Below are 14,679 nucleotides of genomic sequence, written 5' to 3' on the forward strand. Positions count from 1 at the left end.
CCTAACTCCCGTTTGGGCTTGCAGCGCCAAAACTGTTTTCCCGATAAGATTCATCCAGATCGTTGTTCAGGGTCTGAAGCTCTGTTTCGAGATTTTCGGCGGTCCAGCTGCGGAAACCTGAATTCGGCGCGACGACACCACGCTGGGTCAGCGCTGCGGCGACGGTTGCCTGGTCGGTTTCGCCCTGTGCGTAAATGTCCATCAAGGCGTCAGCCAACACCTGTTCGGCTTCGCTCAAGGGCCGTCCAAGACTTTGATGCGCCAGTTCGGCCCGGCCGGGTTCGGCGCGGGCCGCCGCCATGATTTCCTTAAACGCGTCGTCGGAACCCGGTTGTTTCATCTCAGCCATGACCTGACCTCACGCTTTCTTATAGACCGCACCGTCTTCACCGCTGGTGCCGATTACCGTCCAGACGGTGGCTGCGCCCGCACCCGGGTTGCGCAGGTAGTGTTTGCGGCCCGCCGGGGTCTTGACCAGATCGCGCGGTCCCAACTCGACCGATACTTGCGATCCGTCTTCATCGATCCACACCACTTCAACACTGCCTTCCAGACACAGATAGGCATCTTCCACCGTCCGCGTGAACGGAGCAAGGCAGGTGCCGACCGGCAGTCCCCACATTTCCTTTCTGCAGCTGTCATGACGGATGGCGCCGGGCGCGTCACCGACATAAACCTTGCGGGTGAAACCGGCGTCCTCCCAGATTGTGGGAAGCTCGGAGTAGCGCACGACATATTCGCTCATGAGCTTCTGGATCGGATGTGTGCCATCGGCATCGAACGGCAAAGTGCGCCCGGGCTCGGCTCCAAAGGTCCGGGCCAGTTCCGGCGGATGATCCTTGGGGTGGTAGTGGTAGACCGGCGGAAGCGGTTTGCCCACATCGACCGAGATCGACATCATGACCGGTTCAACCCCGTCCACCCGGAAACCGTGCCCGATCTCACGGGCGTTCAGGATCATATCCTTCGGGCCGAGATTGACCTCCACGACGTCACCGTCGCGCTCCCAGCCGACGATAAGCGCGCCGGAAATGATCAGGAAGCTTTCTTCGATCTCGTGGCTGTGGCAGGCGGCATATCGGCCTGGCTCCTTGTAGATCAGGCTCAGTGTGAAATTGTCCGCCTTCAGCGTTGACGGATCGCCGACCTTGGGCGATCCGCCGGCTCCGATATAGCGCATCTGCGCACGGGCCAGCTCATCGAAGCCGGCATTTGACGGGAATGCGTTCCAGTCGAATGCTTTGTCTGTGAACCTGCCGACATGGGCATGCAGTTCGTCAGCGAGTTTCATGTCGGGATTTGAGACAATGTTCATCGCGTTTTCCTCCAAAATAAACTTGACCTAAAACTAGAAAAAAGTGTTTTGCGAGGAAGAGTGTGTTTTACTGGCAAAACGCTATGAGTGAAAAAGACCCCTATACCGTTCCCGGTCTTGTTCGTGGTCTTGCGCTTTTGCAGGCGTTTACCCCGCAAAAGCCCGAGCAGACCCTGTCGCAACTGGCCAGGGAACTTGGCGTGACCCGCTCGGCTGCGTTCCGCACGGTTCACACGCTGGTGCGCGAGGGGTTTTTGCTGGCCGTGCGTGACGGCCATCACTATCGGTTGGGTCCTGCCGTTTTGCGCTTGAGTTTCGGCTATCTGGCGAGCCGCGAACTGCTCGAGGTTGCGCAATCGCCGCTTGAAACGCTTAGAGACAAGCTCGACTGGTCCACCCATCTCGGGGTCCTTGACGGGCGGCATATCCTCTATCTGATCCGGTTTCCCGCCTCGGATGCCTTATCGGCACTGGTGCATGTGGGCAGCCGCCTGCCGGCGACAAGAACAGCGATGGGCCGGGTCCTGCTGACACAAAAATCCGAGATAGAGATGCGCAAGCTGCTTGCCGACCAGCCGGCGGCGGCGGTCAATGCCGCATTGAAAGCCTGGCAAGGTGATCTGGAAGAGCTTACCGTCGTGCATCGGGGGAGTTTCGAGAGCGGATTATGCAGCGTCGCCGCGCCGGTGTTTGACATGTCGGGGGCTGTCGTCGCAGCCATCAGCGCAACAAAGGTGACCGAGACCGTGCCCGAGACGATCGAACGCCGGGTCCTGCAAACTGCAGCGACAATCAGCATGGGTCTGGGATGGAAAAACCCGAATCCGGAGGCTTAATGACCGTCCGCGTGATCGTGTCTGCTTAGCGCACCCTGCTTCAAAGGTTCAGGGCGCTGCGCAGGCTCTCGCCTCTGATGAACCTGCCGGCTTCTTCCGCGGCAAGCCGCTGCAGATTATCCAGCGACCGGTCGGAGTAGAAGGCGGCGTGCGGGCTGCGCAGCAAGTTGGGCACATCGTTCAGCGGCGAGTTTTTTACAGGGGGTTCCTGCTCGAAAACGTCGAGTGCCGCGCCTGACAGCTTGCCTTCATGCAAGGCATTTGCCAGGGCGACTTCATCCACCAAACCGCCACGTGACGTGTTCACAATGATGGCTCCGTCCGGCATTGCCGAGATGGTGCGCTGATTGACGATGTGGTTGGTGGCTTCAACGAGCGGCGCATGGATCGACAACACATTCGAGCGTTCAAAAAGGGTGGTGATGTCGACGATCTCCACCCCCAGCCTGCCTGCCGCCTGTCGGTCGGCAAAAGGGTCGCTGGAAATCAGGGTTGAGCCGAAAGCCGAAAGCCGCTTTGCCGCCTCTTGTGCAATGCGGCCGAAGCCCAGGAGGCCGACCGTCAGGTCCTGCAGGTCCGGCAGGCGCGGCACAATCGATTTGGCGCCCCATCTGCCATCCTGCATGGCCCGATCGAACGTGGCCAGGCGTCTAGCGAGCGCCAGAATGAAGGCTGTGGCATGATCGGCCACAGCCGTTGCGCCATAGTCCGGCACATTACACACGGTGATATTACGCTGTGTTGCCGCTTCGATGTCGACATTGTCCACGCCGACGCCGTAGCGGATGATCAGGGTATCGCACGGCAAGGCTTCCAAGACCTCTTTGTTCATGGGCGCGAAATTGTTGAACACGATATAGGCATCCCTGATGGCTTCGCGGGTATCGACAATGTCCGTGCATTGGAAGTCCTGAAATTCGCAGGCGTGCTGTTCGGCCACCGCCCTTTCGTATTTCAATGCTCCGAAGGTGTGATCCGTGACGACGATCTTCATGCCCGGCCTCACGGACTGCTGTCTTTTGAGAGAAGACCGCGTCCGGCAAGGTTCTGCATAAGCGCCCCCGTGCCAAAGGTCCACGGCTCGCATTGCGTTGAAAGCCGCACCGTGTTGATGAGTTCTCCGAGCTCATTATTGGCGATGGAGACGCGATCTCCCAGTTCATGGGTGAATCCTTCGCCTGGTGTGTGCCTGTCCTGGGTGGGTGCGAACAAAGTGCCCATGAAAAGCATGAAGCCGTCCGGATACTGGTGGTGTGCTCCAAAGGTTTGCGATACCAGATCTTCAGGGTCGCGGCTGATCTTCGACATGGTGCTGGCGCCTTTGAGCACAAACCCGTCAGGCCCCTCGACGACCAGGTTCAGCTCGGCATTGCGCACATTGTCCATGTCATAGGTCTCGTCGAACAGGCGTATGAACGGGCCAAGTGCGCAGGATGCATTGTTGTCCTTTGCCTTGCCGAGCAGGAGGGCTGACCGGCCCTCAACGTCCCGCAGGTTCACGTCGTTTCCGAGCGTTGCCCCGCGTGCCTGACCGCGGCTGTTGACGGCGAGCACGATCTCGGGCTCCGGATTGTTCCATTTGGAAACAGGATGAAGGCCGATTTCGGCGCCCCAGCCAACGGCTGACATTGGCTGGCTCTTTGTAAAGACTTCCGCATCAGGGCCGATGCCGACCTCAAGATATTGCGACCACAGGCCCTCGGCGATGAGGGTTTCCTTGACTGCATCGGCCTTGGGTGAGCCGGCCTTCAGGTCCTCAAGGCTGGATCCGATGACGGCCTCGCATCTTTTGCGGATCGCGGCCGCTTTTGCAGGATCGCCGGCGGCACGCTCTTCGATCACACGCTCGATCATTGACTGTGCAAAGGTCACGCCGCAGGCTTTTATGGCCTGCAAGTCGTTTGGTGCGAGAAGTCTGAATTTGTCGCTGCTGGTTGAGGCGGAGCTGTCGAGGAGATCGTCCAGGCCACACAGCATGCGGGCATTTGCCAGTTTATCGCGAACAAAGCCGACAAGTTCGTCAATGTCCAGCAAGGCGCTCATCGTCGGAGTGGTGCTGCTGGTGATGTCAAACAGCGCATTGTCGTGGATTGCGACGAGGCAGGGCCCGTTTACGCTTTCATCCCAAATACGGCCGACAAATGTGCCATTCATGTCCATAACACCCACCAAAAATAACGAAAATAGTGAAACTACATATTTCTGACGAGAAATGGATGTCAACCCAAGACTCTGCGCATTTTTCTGCTTTCAACTTTAGATGGAAATTCTTGATTAGATAATAAAATCAAATATAACAATATCTTAGTTTCAAAATTTGGCGCAAAGGAAAGCCCTTGACAAAAAATAGCATTACTAGATTATGAAAACACAAGCTATTAGGGAGGAGAAAATGATTTGTAACGGAACACTCCGTGCATGCCTGGCCGCGACGACAATTGCCTTGTTCGGCACGGCAGGCGCCATGGCGGATGACGGCTTCTCATTGGCCGATATCCCCGAGATCAAGAATAAGGAACCGATTCACGTCGCGCTTGAAGCTGGAGGGGCGGCCGACCTCATCATTCCTTACCTGCAGAAATTTGCCGAGGCCACAGGGGTTCCGGTCACGTCCGAGTCCATGGTCTTTGCGACGATCTATTCAAAGGAGGTCGTGGAGCTTCAGGGCCGGACCGGCGCTTACGATGTTGTTGTGACCGAGACCTCGTGGACCAATGAATGGCGGGATTATCTCTTCCCGATTTATGAACTGGCAGAAAGCTATGATCCTGACGGCCGCGACGGCATCCGGAAGGTTCTGGACGGGATCGACCCCGGCCTTCTGCGCATGGCGTCGACACGCGACGGCACGTTGATGGGCATGCCTTATTACACCTATACGATGGTTTCGATCTATCGTGACGACCTGTTCAACGATCCGGGTGAAAAGGCCGCCTTCAAGGACAAATACGGCTATGATCTGGCGCCTGCCGAAACCTGGGAGCAGTTGCGCGACCAGGGAGAATTCTTCACCCGCGCCAAGGGCGAGATGCTGCGTGGCGAGCCGTTGGAAGATAATTTCTACGGGCTGTCTCTCATGGCCGGCCGCTTCCCGCATGTGCAGGACGAGTTGGCGGCAATGATCTGGAGTAAGGGCGCGAACTGGGCCTCGCCAGTACGTGACGACGATGGCAAGCTGATCGGTTTTACCATCGATGATGGCGACCGTGAGGCTTTGAAATGGGCTTTCGAGACCTATCAGGATTACATGCAATTCGCGCCTCCGGGGAGCGAAAACGCATTCTGGGATTTCGCCACCGCACAGTTCGTGGGCGGAAATACGGCCATCATTCCCTTGATGTATAACGGTTTGTGGAACTGGGCCTCGACGGTCAAGGACGAGGTGCCTGGCGCCATGGCAGCGGCTGCGCCCGTTGTCGGCAATCGTCCCTATACCGGTGCATTCCACTTTGCGCCAAGCAAGGACAGCGGCAATCCCGAGGCTGCCTATTGGCTGCTGAAGTATATCGGCTCCCATGCGACGCAAAAGGAAATGATCGAAGGCGGCTGGGCAGGAACCCATGCGAAGGTTCTTGGTGAACCGGACAAGACGGTCGAGACGAACTACTCAGCCTATGGCTGGATTCCTCCGACCCTTGCGCAGTGGGAAAAACAACTGCCCGACGTCAACGATTATCTGCACTTCAACAGTTCTGCCTTCGGCAAGATCTATGAGCAGATGACGATCATCGGTCATGAAAATGCGACCAAGGTGACGACGCCTGAAGAAAGTCTGAAGGCCTGGGAAGAATCTTTCGACAGGCTCCAGAAGAAATTCGGCGAACTTCCTGTACAATAAAACCTCCCAAGGTGCCGGGCGCTCTTTTGGGCGCCCGGTTGTTTTCTGCGGTATTTCCTAGGACTGAGTAATGGCTGAACAGGTCAAGACCCGGCTGTTTGACGACGACCGATATATGAGATGGATCCTGATCGGGCCGCTGCTGCTCTTCCTGGTCTGCTTCATGCTCTACCCGACCCTCTACAGCCTTTACATGTCGTTCACCGACTATGTGATGCGCGGCGCGCCCAACTTTATCGGCCTGGATAATTACCGCGCCGTGCTCGCCGACGATGTGTTCTGGGCGGCGCTCGGGCGCACCCTTTATGTGCTGGTGTTATCCATATCGGTCGAGCTGACGCTCGGCATGGCGCTTGCCCTGGTCCTGAACAGGGATTTCAAGGGGCAGGGGATCGTGCGCGGTCTGTGTTTCATCCCGCTGCTTGTCTCGCCGCTGTCCATGTCCTTGATGTGGAACTACATCCTGCACATCCAGTTCGGCGTCGTGAACACCGTGATCGGCTGGGCGGGCTTTGAACCGGTCGGTTTTCTGTCCACGCCGGGTCTGGCGCTTAATACGGTTGCGTTCATAACCATATGGCAGTGGCTTCCGTTTTCGACATTTGTCCTGCTGGCGGGCCTCAAGGGTCTGCCCAGGGACCAGTATGAAGCGGCTCAAATCGACGGCGCATCACCCTGGCGCATATTCTTCCGCCTGACGCTTCCGATGCTCAAGCCGCTGATCATCATCATTATCCTGCTGCGAACGATGTGGCTGATGCGGCTGTTCGATCCGCTCTACGGAACGACACGCGGCGGCCTTGAGACCGAGTTGCTGGATTGGATGATCTACCGCGTTTCGTTCGTCTTCTTCGATATCGGGCAGGGCGCTGCCTATGCGCTCTTTGCGCTTTACATCACGCTCATTGTCGGCGCGCTCATGTTCAAGCAGTTGATCAAAGCGATGGATGGGAAATGATGATGGGCCGCTTCTTATTCTGGCTCGCCGTCGGGCTCATGGTTTTCGTTTTCGTATTCCCGGTGCTGTGGATTTACGTCACGGCGCTTAAAGGGCCTGATGACATTTTTGCAGACAATCCCTTTGTCTTTGCGCCGACGCTGGAAAACTTCGATTATCTGATCAATGTGCGCCCATCCTACTGGGAGCTGATAAACTCAATGATCATGAGTGTCGCGAGCACGTTTTTTGTCATGGCCGTGTCGCTCCCGGCAGCCTACAGCTTTGCACGGTTCAATACCGGCAATGGCCACATTCTGTTCATCACGATTTCGACACGCATGTTTCCAGGTGTCGTCGCCGCAATCCCGTTCTTTCTCTTGTTTCGCGATCTCGGCCTGCTGGACACCCATCTGGGTCTGAGCCTGCTTTACGTATATTTCAATATGAGTTTTGCGACCTTCCTGCTTTACGGTTTCTTCCGCGAGATACCTGAGAGCCTGGAAAAAGCGGCCATGCTGGATGGTTACGATCGCCTTTCCATTCTGCGTTGGATCGTGTTCCCGCTGATCAAGCCCGGTATTGCCGTGACAACGATGTTCTGCCTCATCTGGTCTTGGAACGAGTTTCTGTTTGCGTTCCTGTTTACCCGGCGCATTGCCCGCACCATCTCTGTTGGTCAGTCGACCTTCTGGGGTTCTGTCGAGATTCAATGGGGTCCGATGGCAGCACTGATGTGCATTGCCGTTTTGCCGACGCTGCTGGCCGCGTGGATTATGCAGAAACACGTGATCCGGGGTCTGACATTCGGCGCGGTGAAGGGGTAATTGCGATGGATTTGATGGATCGCATATTTTGGGGAATGGTCGGCTTTATCGGCATTCATTTCGCCCTTCTCGCCGGGCTTGAGGATTATGTGAACTTCTATGCCGGGTCGGCATTCGCATTTGCCTTTCTTATCTGGTTCGTCTGGCGTGGCTACAGGCTCATTGCAGGCGGGGATGCGAAGTCATGAATGTGCTGACGGTTGAAAACCTCTCCAAGACCTATGGGATGACCCAGGCGCTCAACGATGTTTCATTTGAATGCAAGGAGGGCGAGTTCTTTACGCTTTTCGGACCCTCAGGTGCGGGAAAGACAACAATCCTCGAACTCATCGCCGGCATGAAAAGTGACTATCAGGGACGCATTTCGATCCGCGGCCGCCCCTTGGAAGGCATGGCCATGCAGAACCGCAATATCGCCATGGCGTTTGAGGACTACGCGCTCTATCCGCACATGACGGTTGAGGAGAACATCTCCTTTCCGCTTCGCTCGCCCCGGGCGCCGAAACGCTCTGTGGCCGAGATCAGGAAGAAGGTCCAGTGGACGGCGGACGAACTGGATATCGGGCACTTGCTTGAACGCAATCCGGTGCAGCTCTCCGGCGGACAAAAACAGCGTGTTGCGCTGGCCCGGGCGCTGGTGCGTGAAGCCGATGTTTATCTCCTGGACGAACCGATTGCGCATCTCGACGCCAAGCTGCGGACCGTGGCGCGCGCCAATCTGAAGGCGATGGCAAACAATCTCGGTGCGACCATCATCTATGTCACCCATGATTTTCGCGAGGCGCTCGGACTGTCGGACCGGCTGCTGATCCTCAACCAGGGCAAGGTTTTGCAGATCGATGAGCCGCGCAAGGTTTATGCGAAACCGGCGACGGATTTTGTCGGCAGGCTTCTGGGCGATCCAGTCATGAACATGGTGGACGGATTGCTTCGCAAATCGGAAAACGGGATGACGTTGCTTGCCGGAGGTGTAACGCTGAAGCTTAACGCCCATCTCAGCCAGGAGGCCGAGGACCGCCTTAAGGCGGGGTCGGATAAGGCACGGCTCGGCATTCGTCCAAGCGGTGTTCAGGTTCATCTCGAAGACCCGGGCAATGCGACAGCACTGCCCGTCTATACGATTGAACACAGCGCTGATCATCTGCTGGTCTATTTCGAGATCGCCGGCGTCTACTTTGGCGGGATCTGTCCTGCACACACGGATCTGTCGATGGGACAGCAGGTCTGGATCCGACTGGACGAGAACCGCGGCCATCTCTTTGACGCCACCTTCGATCTCGACACATCATCGGTTGCAGAGGATGCAGCATGAGTTCGCTTTCCCTCACTGATGTCTGGAAGATTTATGACGGCGATGTCGTTGCCGTGCGTGAGGCTTCGTTCGAGGCCCGCGATGGCGAGTTCCTGGCGCTGCTTGGGCCATCCGGTTGCGGCAAGAGTTCCACCATGCGCATGATTGCGGGGCTTGAGACGATATCGAAGGGTGAAATCCGCTTTGGCGACAAGGTGGTGAACAATCTCAAACCGGCGGAAAGAAATGTCGCCCTGGCATTCGAATCCTATGCGCTCTACTCTCCAATGACGGTTCGGGAGAACCTCGAATTCCCGCTGCGATCTCGCGGGTTTGCGGGCAGCGAAATCAACTCGCGCGTTGAAAAGGTTGTCCAGACCTTCCAGATCAGTGATCTTCTCGACCGCAAACCCTCCGGATTGTCGGGTGGGCAGGCACAACGCGTTTCCATTGCCCGTGCCTTGATCCGCGATCCGAATGTGATGCTGCTGGATGAGCCGCTGTCTCACCTCGATTATCGTCTGCGCACGGAACTTCGTGTCAAAATCCGTCGCATCCACGATGAGCTTGGTGCGACAACGGTCTATGTCACGCATGATCAGGAGGAGGCCGTTGCGCTGTCCGACCGGATCATTGTTATGAACCATGCGATCATTCAGCAGATCGGTGACGTGGAAGCACTCTGGACCACACCCGTCAACAGGTTCGTGGCCGGGTTTCTGGGCGACCCGGCCATGAACTTCATTGATGCACAATATACGGACGGCAAGATGGAGACGGCCGCCGGAAAGATCAGCGCGGTTGCGCCCGCAGATGCCGTTACCCGGACTGAATTCGTCTTCGGCTTCAGGCCGGAGGATACCGAGGTTCAGTCCGCCGGCGAGCATGAAGACGGGCTGCACGGCGAGGTCATGGTCAACGAATTCCATGGCGAGCGGTGTGTGCTCACGATCAAGACGACGAGTGGCCAGTTGAAGGCGATAGACGGGCGCGCCAGTCCCTGGCGACCGGGAGATCTTGTGCGGCTGGTTCCTGAAACCGGGAAGTCGCACCTGTTTTGTTCAAAAACCGGTGCCGCCCTGCAACACGGCAAAGAGGCAGCGGCATGACCCGGACAAAAATGCTGATCGATGGTGTTTGGGTTGTTGGCGAGGGCGACGCCATTGAGGTTCGTAACCCGGCACGCGGAAGCGTTGTGGGGACGGTGTCGCATGCCACGCCGGCTGAAGTTGATCTTGCGCTCAGGGCTGCACGGCTGGCGTTCGGCGATTGGTCCAAGAGGCCCCCGGTCGAACGGGCGCGCCTTCTTAAACGCGCCGCCCACATCATCCGGGAACGCAAATCCGATCTCGGGCGGCTGATGACCAGCGAGCAGGGCAAGCCGGTCAACGAGGCCGTGGGCGAGATCAGCAAGCTGGCCGATACGTTTGATTTTTATGCCGAGGAAGCAACCCGCGTTTTCGGCGAGATCATTCCCAATGACAGCAATGCTTATCAGAGCCTTGTCGTCCGCGAACCGATCGGTGTCGTAGCTGCGATTTCGCCATGGAACTATCCGGCGGAACTGATCGGGTGGAAGGTTGCCGCAGGCCTTACCGCCGGATGTACGCTGGTCGTCAAACCCCCTGAGCTGACGCCGCTCAGTCCGCTTGCGATCATGGAGTGCATGGTTGATGCCGGTCTGCCGGCCGGTACAATCAATATGGTCACCGGCAAAGGGTCGACCGTCGGTCAGCAGATGGTCGAGAGCGACATTCCCGACAAGATTGCCTTTACCGGCTCCAGCGCGGTAGGGCTGCATATCCAGCAGTCTCTCAAAAACATCAAGCGCCTGTCGCTGGAACTTGGCGGCAATTGTCCGATGATCGTGACGGCGCAGGCAAATCTCGATCAGGCCGTCAAAGGGGCCGCGCGGCGCTCGTTCCGCAATTGCGGACAGATCTGCATTGCCATCAACCGCATCTATGTGGAGCGGGCGGCGTATGAACCTTTCCTTGAAAAGCTCGCCGCCGCGGCGGATTCACTTGTTGTCGATGATGGGTTGGAAAATCCCGACGCCGATCTGGGGGCTTTGTGTTCGCAGGAGCCGCTGGACAAGACGAAGCAACATCTTGCGGATGCATTGGAGCGCGGTGCGCGGCTTGTTGCCGGCGGGAGAGCTCCGGATGCGCCGGGCCTTGAAAACGGCCTGTTCTTCCGGCCGACCGTGGTCGCGGACTGTTCTCACGACATGAAGGTCATGACCGAAGAGACCTTCGGCCCGCTCGTTGGCGTGACAGCCTTTGACAAACATGCGGAGGCGGTGCGGATGGCAAACGACACGCCCTATGGCCTGGCAAGCTATCTCTACACAAAGAACATGGACGAGATGCGCTATTACTCGCGCCATCTCGACTATGGAAATGTCGCCGTTAACAATGTTGACGCGGGTATTATCAGCGCGCCCTACGGAGGATGGAAACAGAGCGGTATCGGCGTCGAACACGCGCGAGAGGGTCTGCTGGAATACTTGAATTACAAGCATGTCCGGCTCTGCTTTGATGAGGACGCATTGCAATGACGGCGGCTTTCCTCGGGATCGATATAGGCACATCCAGTTGCAAGGCGCTCCTGCTTTCAGCGGACGGCACAGTGATAGGAACGCAGACATCACCCTATGGATTTGATCAGCCGCGCGAAGGCTGGGCCGAACAGGACCCGCACCTTTGGAGGGACGGGGCTGCCCGTGCCGTCAAGGCGCTGTTGTCCGAACACGATGTCGAATTGGCCTGCGTCGGTCTTTCCGGTCAGATGCATGGCATGACGGCGCTTGATGCCGGCGACGAGGTCATCCGCCCGGCGATCTTGTGGAATGATCAGCGCAATGCTGTCGAATGTGCGGAGATAACCGATCTGGCTGGCGGGTTGGATGGACTCATTTCCATGACTGGCAACCAGATGCTCCCCGGTTTCACCGGTGGCAAGATCAGATGGTTCTTGAAACATGAGCCGCAGGCTTTCGAGCGCACCCGGATCATCCTCAATCCGAAGGACTATATCCGGCTGCTGATGACCGGTGAACGGATGACCGAGGTCACGGATGCGTCAGGAACCGGCCTGTTTGATGTAGCCAACCGGCGATGGTCCGATGAGTTGTTCGATTGCATCGGGCTTGATCGTCAATTGCTTCCACCGGCATTGGAGTCGGCGGAGATTGCCGGGAAGGTGACATCTCAAGGTGCTCAGATTTTCGGAATTCCGGTCGGCACGCCGGTGATCGGCGGCGGCGGGGATGCCGTTATCCAGACACTGGGATCAGGTGTGGCCGCGCCCGGTCGCCTGCAAACCACTATCGGCACGGCCGGAATAGTTGCAGCCGCCTTGAATGCACCATTGGCAAATACGGGAGGCCGCGTTCAGATTTCCTGCAATGTTCTGCCTGACAAATGGCACTGCATGGGCGTTTCGCTCAATGCCGGAAGCGCGCTTGAATGGTGGCGTGGCCTGCACGGGTCGGACGATCGGTCGCCGCCCCATTTCGATGAGCTTTCAGAAGCCGCGCAGCAAGTCGATCTGGGTTCGGGCGGCATGCTCTTTTTGCCGTATCTCATGGGCGAGCGGTGTCCCTGGCCTGATCCGGATGCCCGCGGGGCGTTTGTCGGCGTGCGTTCCCATCATTCCCTTGCGCATATGCATCGGGCGGTTTTTGAAGGCATTGTCTTCTCGCTTCGGGATATGGCCGGGCTGATCGATCCGGAACGCGCTCCGGAAGGGTTGCTTATTCATACGTCAGGCGGCGGATCGTTGTCGCCGTTCTGGAACCAGATGCAGGCCGACATATTCGGGGCACCTGTGGTGACGACATCAAACTCGTCGCATGGCGGCGCTTTCGGCGCTGCCATTCTTGCCGGAATCGGAAAGGGCCACTGGCAGGGTGTCGATGATATCGAGACGATCTGCAAAGAGGTTAACCGCTGGTCTCCCATGGCGTCGGCCCATGTCCGCTACAATGAATACTTCGCTCACTACCAGACACTCCATGAAGCATTGCTGGCAGTGAGCTATGGCTTATCGGAATTGCAGGGTGTGGAGGCGATGTAATGGCCGAGGGCTCAAGCGCGAAGCGCAAGGCAATTGTGTTTGATCTGGATGGTACGTTGATCGACAGCGCACCGGATATTACAGCCGCCGTCAACCGCGTGATGGCGGATTTGAAGCAACCGCACCTGTCGGTCGATTATGTGGAGCGTTTTATCGGCGATGGCTCGCGCTCGATGCTTTCGAGGATCTTCAAGGATCACGGCATGCACCTGGCAGATGTGGAGCTGGGAAAGCGGCTTTCCGACTATATGGAGTATTATGCGCAGGCTCCGGCCGCCTGCACACGGTTCTTCGACCATGTGCACGAGGATATCCGGGCACTTCACTCAAAGGGAATCAAGCTGGGCGTGTGCACCAACAAGCCCCATCGGCTGACCGGTCTGGTTCTGGAACATCTCGGTATTTCCAGCTTCTTTACCAGTGCTTTGGGCGCTGATGCGGAAAGCGTGACAAAGCGAAAACCCGATCCGGCCCATTTGCTGGCGGTGATCGAAGGAATGAATGAAACGGCAGACAACACAGTCTATGTCGGGGATACCGAGGTGGACAGGGCAACTGCGCAGAATGCGGGTGTCCCGTTTTATCTCGTCAAATGGGGGGGCGGGCGGTTCCTCGATTCAAACGGGGATACAAAGATTGACCGCCTGGCAGATCTTCTACCCTTCACATCGCGTGATGACAGCAGGGTCGACGTGGCATGAGTTCAACCAGTCTTCTTCACCTCATCAGTTCCGAGATGAATGATATGGGCGGCGCGGAACGCCGGGTTGCTGAATTCGTTCGCAGCAAGCCGTCGGACGTCATCAATATGAACATGGCGGCGATTGCGGAGGCGAGCAAGGTCAGCGACCCGACAATCGTCCGGTTCTTCCGCCGGTTCGGGTTTGACGGATTTTATGAGTTCAAGATGCGGCTGGCTCAGGACCTGGTGCCGTCTGCGCCCTTCGCCTATGAGGCAATCCAGTCCGACGACACGGCGGCAGAGGTCGTTCGCAAAACCTGCCACAATTCCATCAATGCCGTTCAGCGTGCCTTGCAGGACTTCAATATCGAAGAGATAGAAAAAGCCACGCAGGCTCTTGCCGATGCGCGATGGATAGGCGTTGTGGCGACCGGCATGTCCGAAATTGCGGCGCTGGACGCTGAGCACAAATTCGGCCGCCTTGGCTTAAGGTGCGCTGCGGTTATCCGTACATCACGGCAACTGGCGCTTGCCCGCGATGCACGTAAGGGCGATACGTTGCTTATTTTCTCGCAATCGGGCGCCACACGGCGGCTTGTCGATGTTTCGCGCGAAGCTCATTCCAAAGGGGCTGTGACCATTGCGGTTACCGCGCCGGACAGTCCGCTGGCGACCGTTTCGACCCAGTGTATCGGCATCAAGCCCTATGAACGCATGGAAGCCATGACGCCGCTTGCCTCACGTCTCAATCATCAATTGCTCGTTAATATGCTGGTATCGACCATCTCGATCGCCAAGGGTTCGGAATTCCCCGATCAGCTGCCGGCGCTCGATTCATGGGTCACCGAAAAGCTCTGATAGGACACGCCACAA

The 14,679-nt window shown here is 57.4% G+C and carries 15 protein-coding genes; 11 read left to right on the forward strand and 4 right to left on the reverse strand.

Annotated elements, in window-relative coordinates:
* Position 1 precedes the first annotated feature (1 nt).
* Positions 2 to 349 carry a recombinase-like helix-turn-helix domain-containing protein gene (locus OQ273_RS03185; protein WP_267989028.1) on the reverse strand — a complete coding sequence of 116 codons (348 nt, stop codon included), beginning with the start codon at positions 347 to 349 and terminating at the stop codon, positions 2 to 4.
* A gap of 9 nt (positions 350 to 358) precedes the next feature.
* Positions 359 to 1,315 (reverse strand): cupin domain-containing protein, encoded by a 957-nt coding sequence (locus tag OQ273_RS03190; protein ID WP_267989029.1) that lies wholly within the window; start codon positions 1,313 to 1,315, stop codon positions 359 to 361.
* Positions 1,316 to 1,398: 83 nt separating this feature from the next.
* Between OQ273_RS03190 and OQ273_RS03195 the strand changes: the two genes are divergently transcribed.
* Positions 1,399 to 2,151, forward strand: coding sequence for an IclR family transcriptional regulator (locus OQ273_RS03195; protein WP_267989030.1), 753 nt, complete (start codon positions 1,399 to 1,401; stop codon positions 2,149 to 2,151).
* A 40-nt stretch (positions 2,152 to 2,191) separates the two neighbouring features.
* Here OQ273_RS03195 and OQ273_RS03200 read toward each other — a convergent pair whose 3' ends face one another.
* Positions 2,192 to 3,145, reverse strand: a complete 954-nt coding sequence (locus OQ273_RS03200) for a C-terminal binding protein (RefSeq protein ID WP_267989031.1) — start codon at positions 3,143 to 3,145, stop codon at positions 2,192 to 2,194.
* A gap of 8 nt (positions 3,146 to 3,153) precedes the next feature.
* Positions 3,154 to 4,305: a fumarylacetoacetate hydrolase family protein gene (locus tag OQ273_RS03205; RefSeq protein ID WP_425493329.1), complete on the reverse strand. Its 1,152-nt coding sequence runs from the start codon at positions 4,303 to 4,305 to the stop codon at positions 3,154 to 3,156.
* 238 nt (positions 4,306 to 4,543) lie between these two features.
* Here OQ273_RS03205 and OQ273_RS03210 point away from each other — a divergent pair, with 238 nt between their 5' ends.
* From OQ273_RS03210 to OQ273_RS03255, 10 genes are all read left to right on the forward strand, one after another.
* Positions 4,544 to 5,989, forward strand: coding sequence for an ABC transporter substrate-binding protein (locus OQ273_RS03210; protein WP_267989033.1), 1,446 nt, complete (start codon positions 4,544 to 4,546; stop codon positions 5,987 to 5,989).
* Between the two features lie 70 nt (positions 5,990 to 6,059).
* Positions 6,060 to 6,947, forward strand: a complete 888-nt coding sequence (locus tag OQ273_RS03215) for a carbohydrate ABC transporter permease (RefSeq protein ID WP_267989034.1) — start codon at positions 6,060 to 6,062, stop codon at positions 6,945 to 6,947.
* Between the two features lie 2 nt (positions 6,948 to 6,949).
* Entirely contained in the window at positions 6,950 to 7,753 is an 804-nt protein-coding gene (locus tag OQ273_RS03220) for a carbohydrate ABC transporter permease (protein ID WP_267989035.1), read from the forward strand.
* Between the two features lie 5 nt (positions 7,754 to 7,758).
* Positions 7,759 to 7,941, forward strand: a complete 183-nt coding sequence (locus tag OQ273_RS03225; protein ID WP_267989036.1) for a hypothetical protein — start codon at positions 7,759 to 7,761, stop codon at positions 7,939 to 7,941.
* A complete protein-coding gene (locus OQ273_RS03230; protein ID WP_267989037.1) occupies positions 7,938 to 9,065 on the forward strand; it encodes an ABC transporter ATP-binding protein in 1,128 nt (375 codons plus the stop codon). The genes OQ273_RS03225 and OQ273_RS03230 overlap by 4 nt, the downstream gene beginning before the upstream one ends.
* A complete protein-coding gene (locus OQ273_RS03235; protein ID WP_267989038.1) occupies positions 9,062 to 10,153 on the forward strand; it encodes an ABC transporter ATP-binding protein in 1,092 nt (363 codons plus the stop codon). The genes OQ273_RS03230 and OQ273_RS03235 overlap by 4 nt, the downstream gene beginning before the upstream one ends.
* A complete protein-coding gene (locus tag OQ273_RS03240) occupies positions 10,150 to 11,604 on the forward strand; it encodes an aldehyde dehydrogenase family protein (RefSeq protein ID WP_267989039.1) in 1,455 nt (484 codons plus the stop codon). The genes OQ273_RS03235 and OQ273_RS03240 overlap by 4 nt, the downstream gene beginning before the upstream one ends.
* Positions 11,601 to 13,124: a xylulokinase gene (gene xylB / locus OQ273_RS03245; RefSeq protein ID WP_267989040.1), complete on the forward strand. Its 1,524-nt coding sequence runs from the start codon at positions 11,601 to 11,603 to the stop codon at positions 13,122 to 13,124. The genes OQ273_RS03240 and xylB overlap by 4 nt, the downstream gene beginning before the upstream one ends.
* Positions 13,124 to 13,825 carry an HAD-IA family hydrolase gene (locus OQ273_RS03250; protein WP_267989041.1) on the forward strand — a complete coding sequence of 234 codons (702 nt, stop codon included), beginning with the start codon at positions 13,124 to 13,126 and terminating at the stop codon, positions 13,823 to 13,825. The genes xylB and OQ273_RS03250 overlap by 1 nt, the downstream gene beginning before the upstream one ends.
* A complete protein-coding gene (locus tag OQ273_RS03255; RefSeq protein ID WP_267989042.1) occupies positions 13,822 to 14,664 on the forward strand; it encodes a MurR/RpiR family transcriptional regulator in 843 nt (280 codons plus the stop codon). Before OQ273_RS03250 ends, OQ273_RS03255 begins: the two co-directional genes overlap by 4 nt.
* The last annotated feature ends 15 nt before the right edge of the window (positions 14,665 to 14,679 follow it).

It is taken from the genome of Hoeflea prorocentri, from assembly GCF_027944115.1.
GTDB lineage: Bacteria > Pseudomonadota > Alphaproteobacteria > Rhizobiales > Rhizobiaceae > Hoeflea_A > Hoeflea_A prorocentri.

Coding starts and splice junctions, on each gene's coding strand:
- OQ273_RS03230 (WP_267989037.1), top strand. CDS start 7,938: ATGAATGTGCTGACGGTTGAAAACCTCTCCAAGACCTATGGGATGACC.
- OQ273_RS03225 (WP_267989036.1), top strand. CDS start 7,759: ATGGATTTGATGGATCGCATATTTTGGGGAATGGTCGGCTTTATCGGC.
- OQ273_RS03210 (WP_267989033.1), top strand. CDS start 4,544: ATGATTTGTAACGGAACACTCCGTGCATGCCTGGCCGCGACGACAATT.
- OQ273_RS03250 (WP_267989041.1), top strand. CDS start 13,124: ATGGCCGAGGGCTCAAGCGCGAAGCGCAAGGCAATTGTGTTTGATCTG.
- OQ273_RS03235 (WP_267989038.1), top strand. CDS start 9,062: ATGAGTTCGCTTTCCCTCACTGATGTCTGGAAGATTTATGACGGCGAT.
- xylB (WP_267989040.1), top strand. CDS start 11,601: ATGACGGCGGCTTTCCTCGGGATCGATATAGGCACATCCAGTTGCAAG.
- OQ273_RS03185 (WP_267989028.1), bottom strand. CDS start 349: ATGGCTGAGATGAAACAACCGGGTTCCGACGACGCGTTTAAGGAAATC.
- OQ273_RS03240 (WP_267989039.1), top strand. CDS start 10,150: ATGACCCGGACAAAAATGCTGATCGATGGTGTTTGGGTTGTTGGCGAG.
- OQ273_RS03255 (WP_267989042.1), top strand. CDS start 13,822: ATGAGTTCAACCAGTCTTCTTCACCTCATCAGTTCCGAGATGAATGAT.
- OQ273_RS03195 (WP_267989030.1), top strand. CDS start 1,399: ATGAGTGAAAAAGACCCCTATACCGTTCCCGGTCTTGTTCGTGGTCTT.
- OQ273_RS03220 (WP_267989035.1), top strand. CDS start 6,950: ATGGGCCGCTTCTTATTCTGGCTCGCCGTCGGGCTCATGGTTTTCGTT.
- OQ273_RS03200 (WP_267989031.1), bottom strand. CDS start 3,145: ATGAAGATCGTCGTCACGGATCACACCTTCGGAGCATTGAAATACGAA.
- OQ273_RS03215 (WP_267989034.1), top strand. CDS start 6,060: ATGGCTGAACAGGTCAAGACCCGGCTGTTTGACGACGACCGATATATG.
- OQ273_RS03190 (WP_267989029.1), bottom strand. CDS start 1,315: ATGAACATTGTCTCAAATCCCGACATGAAACTCGCTGACGAACTGCAT.
- OQ273_RS03205 (WP_425493329.1), bottom strand. CDS start 4,305: ATGAATGGCACATTTGTCGGCCGTATTTGGGATGAAAGCGTAAACGGG.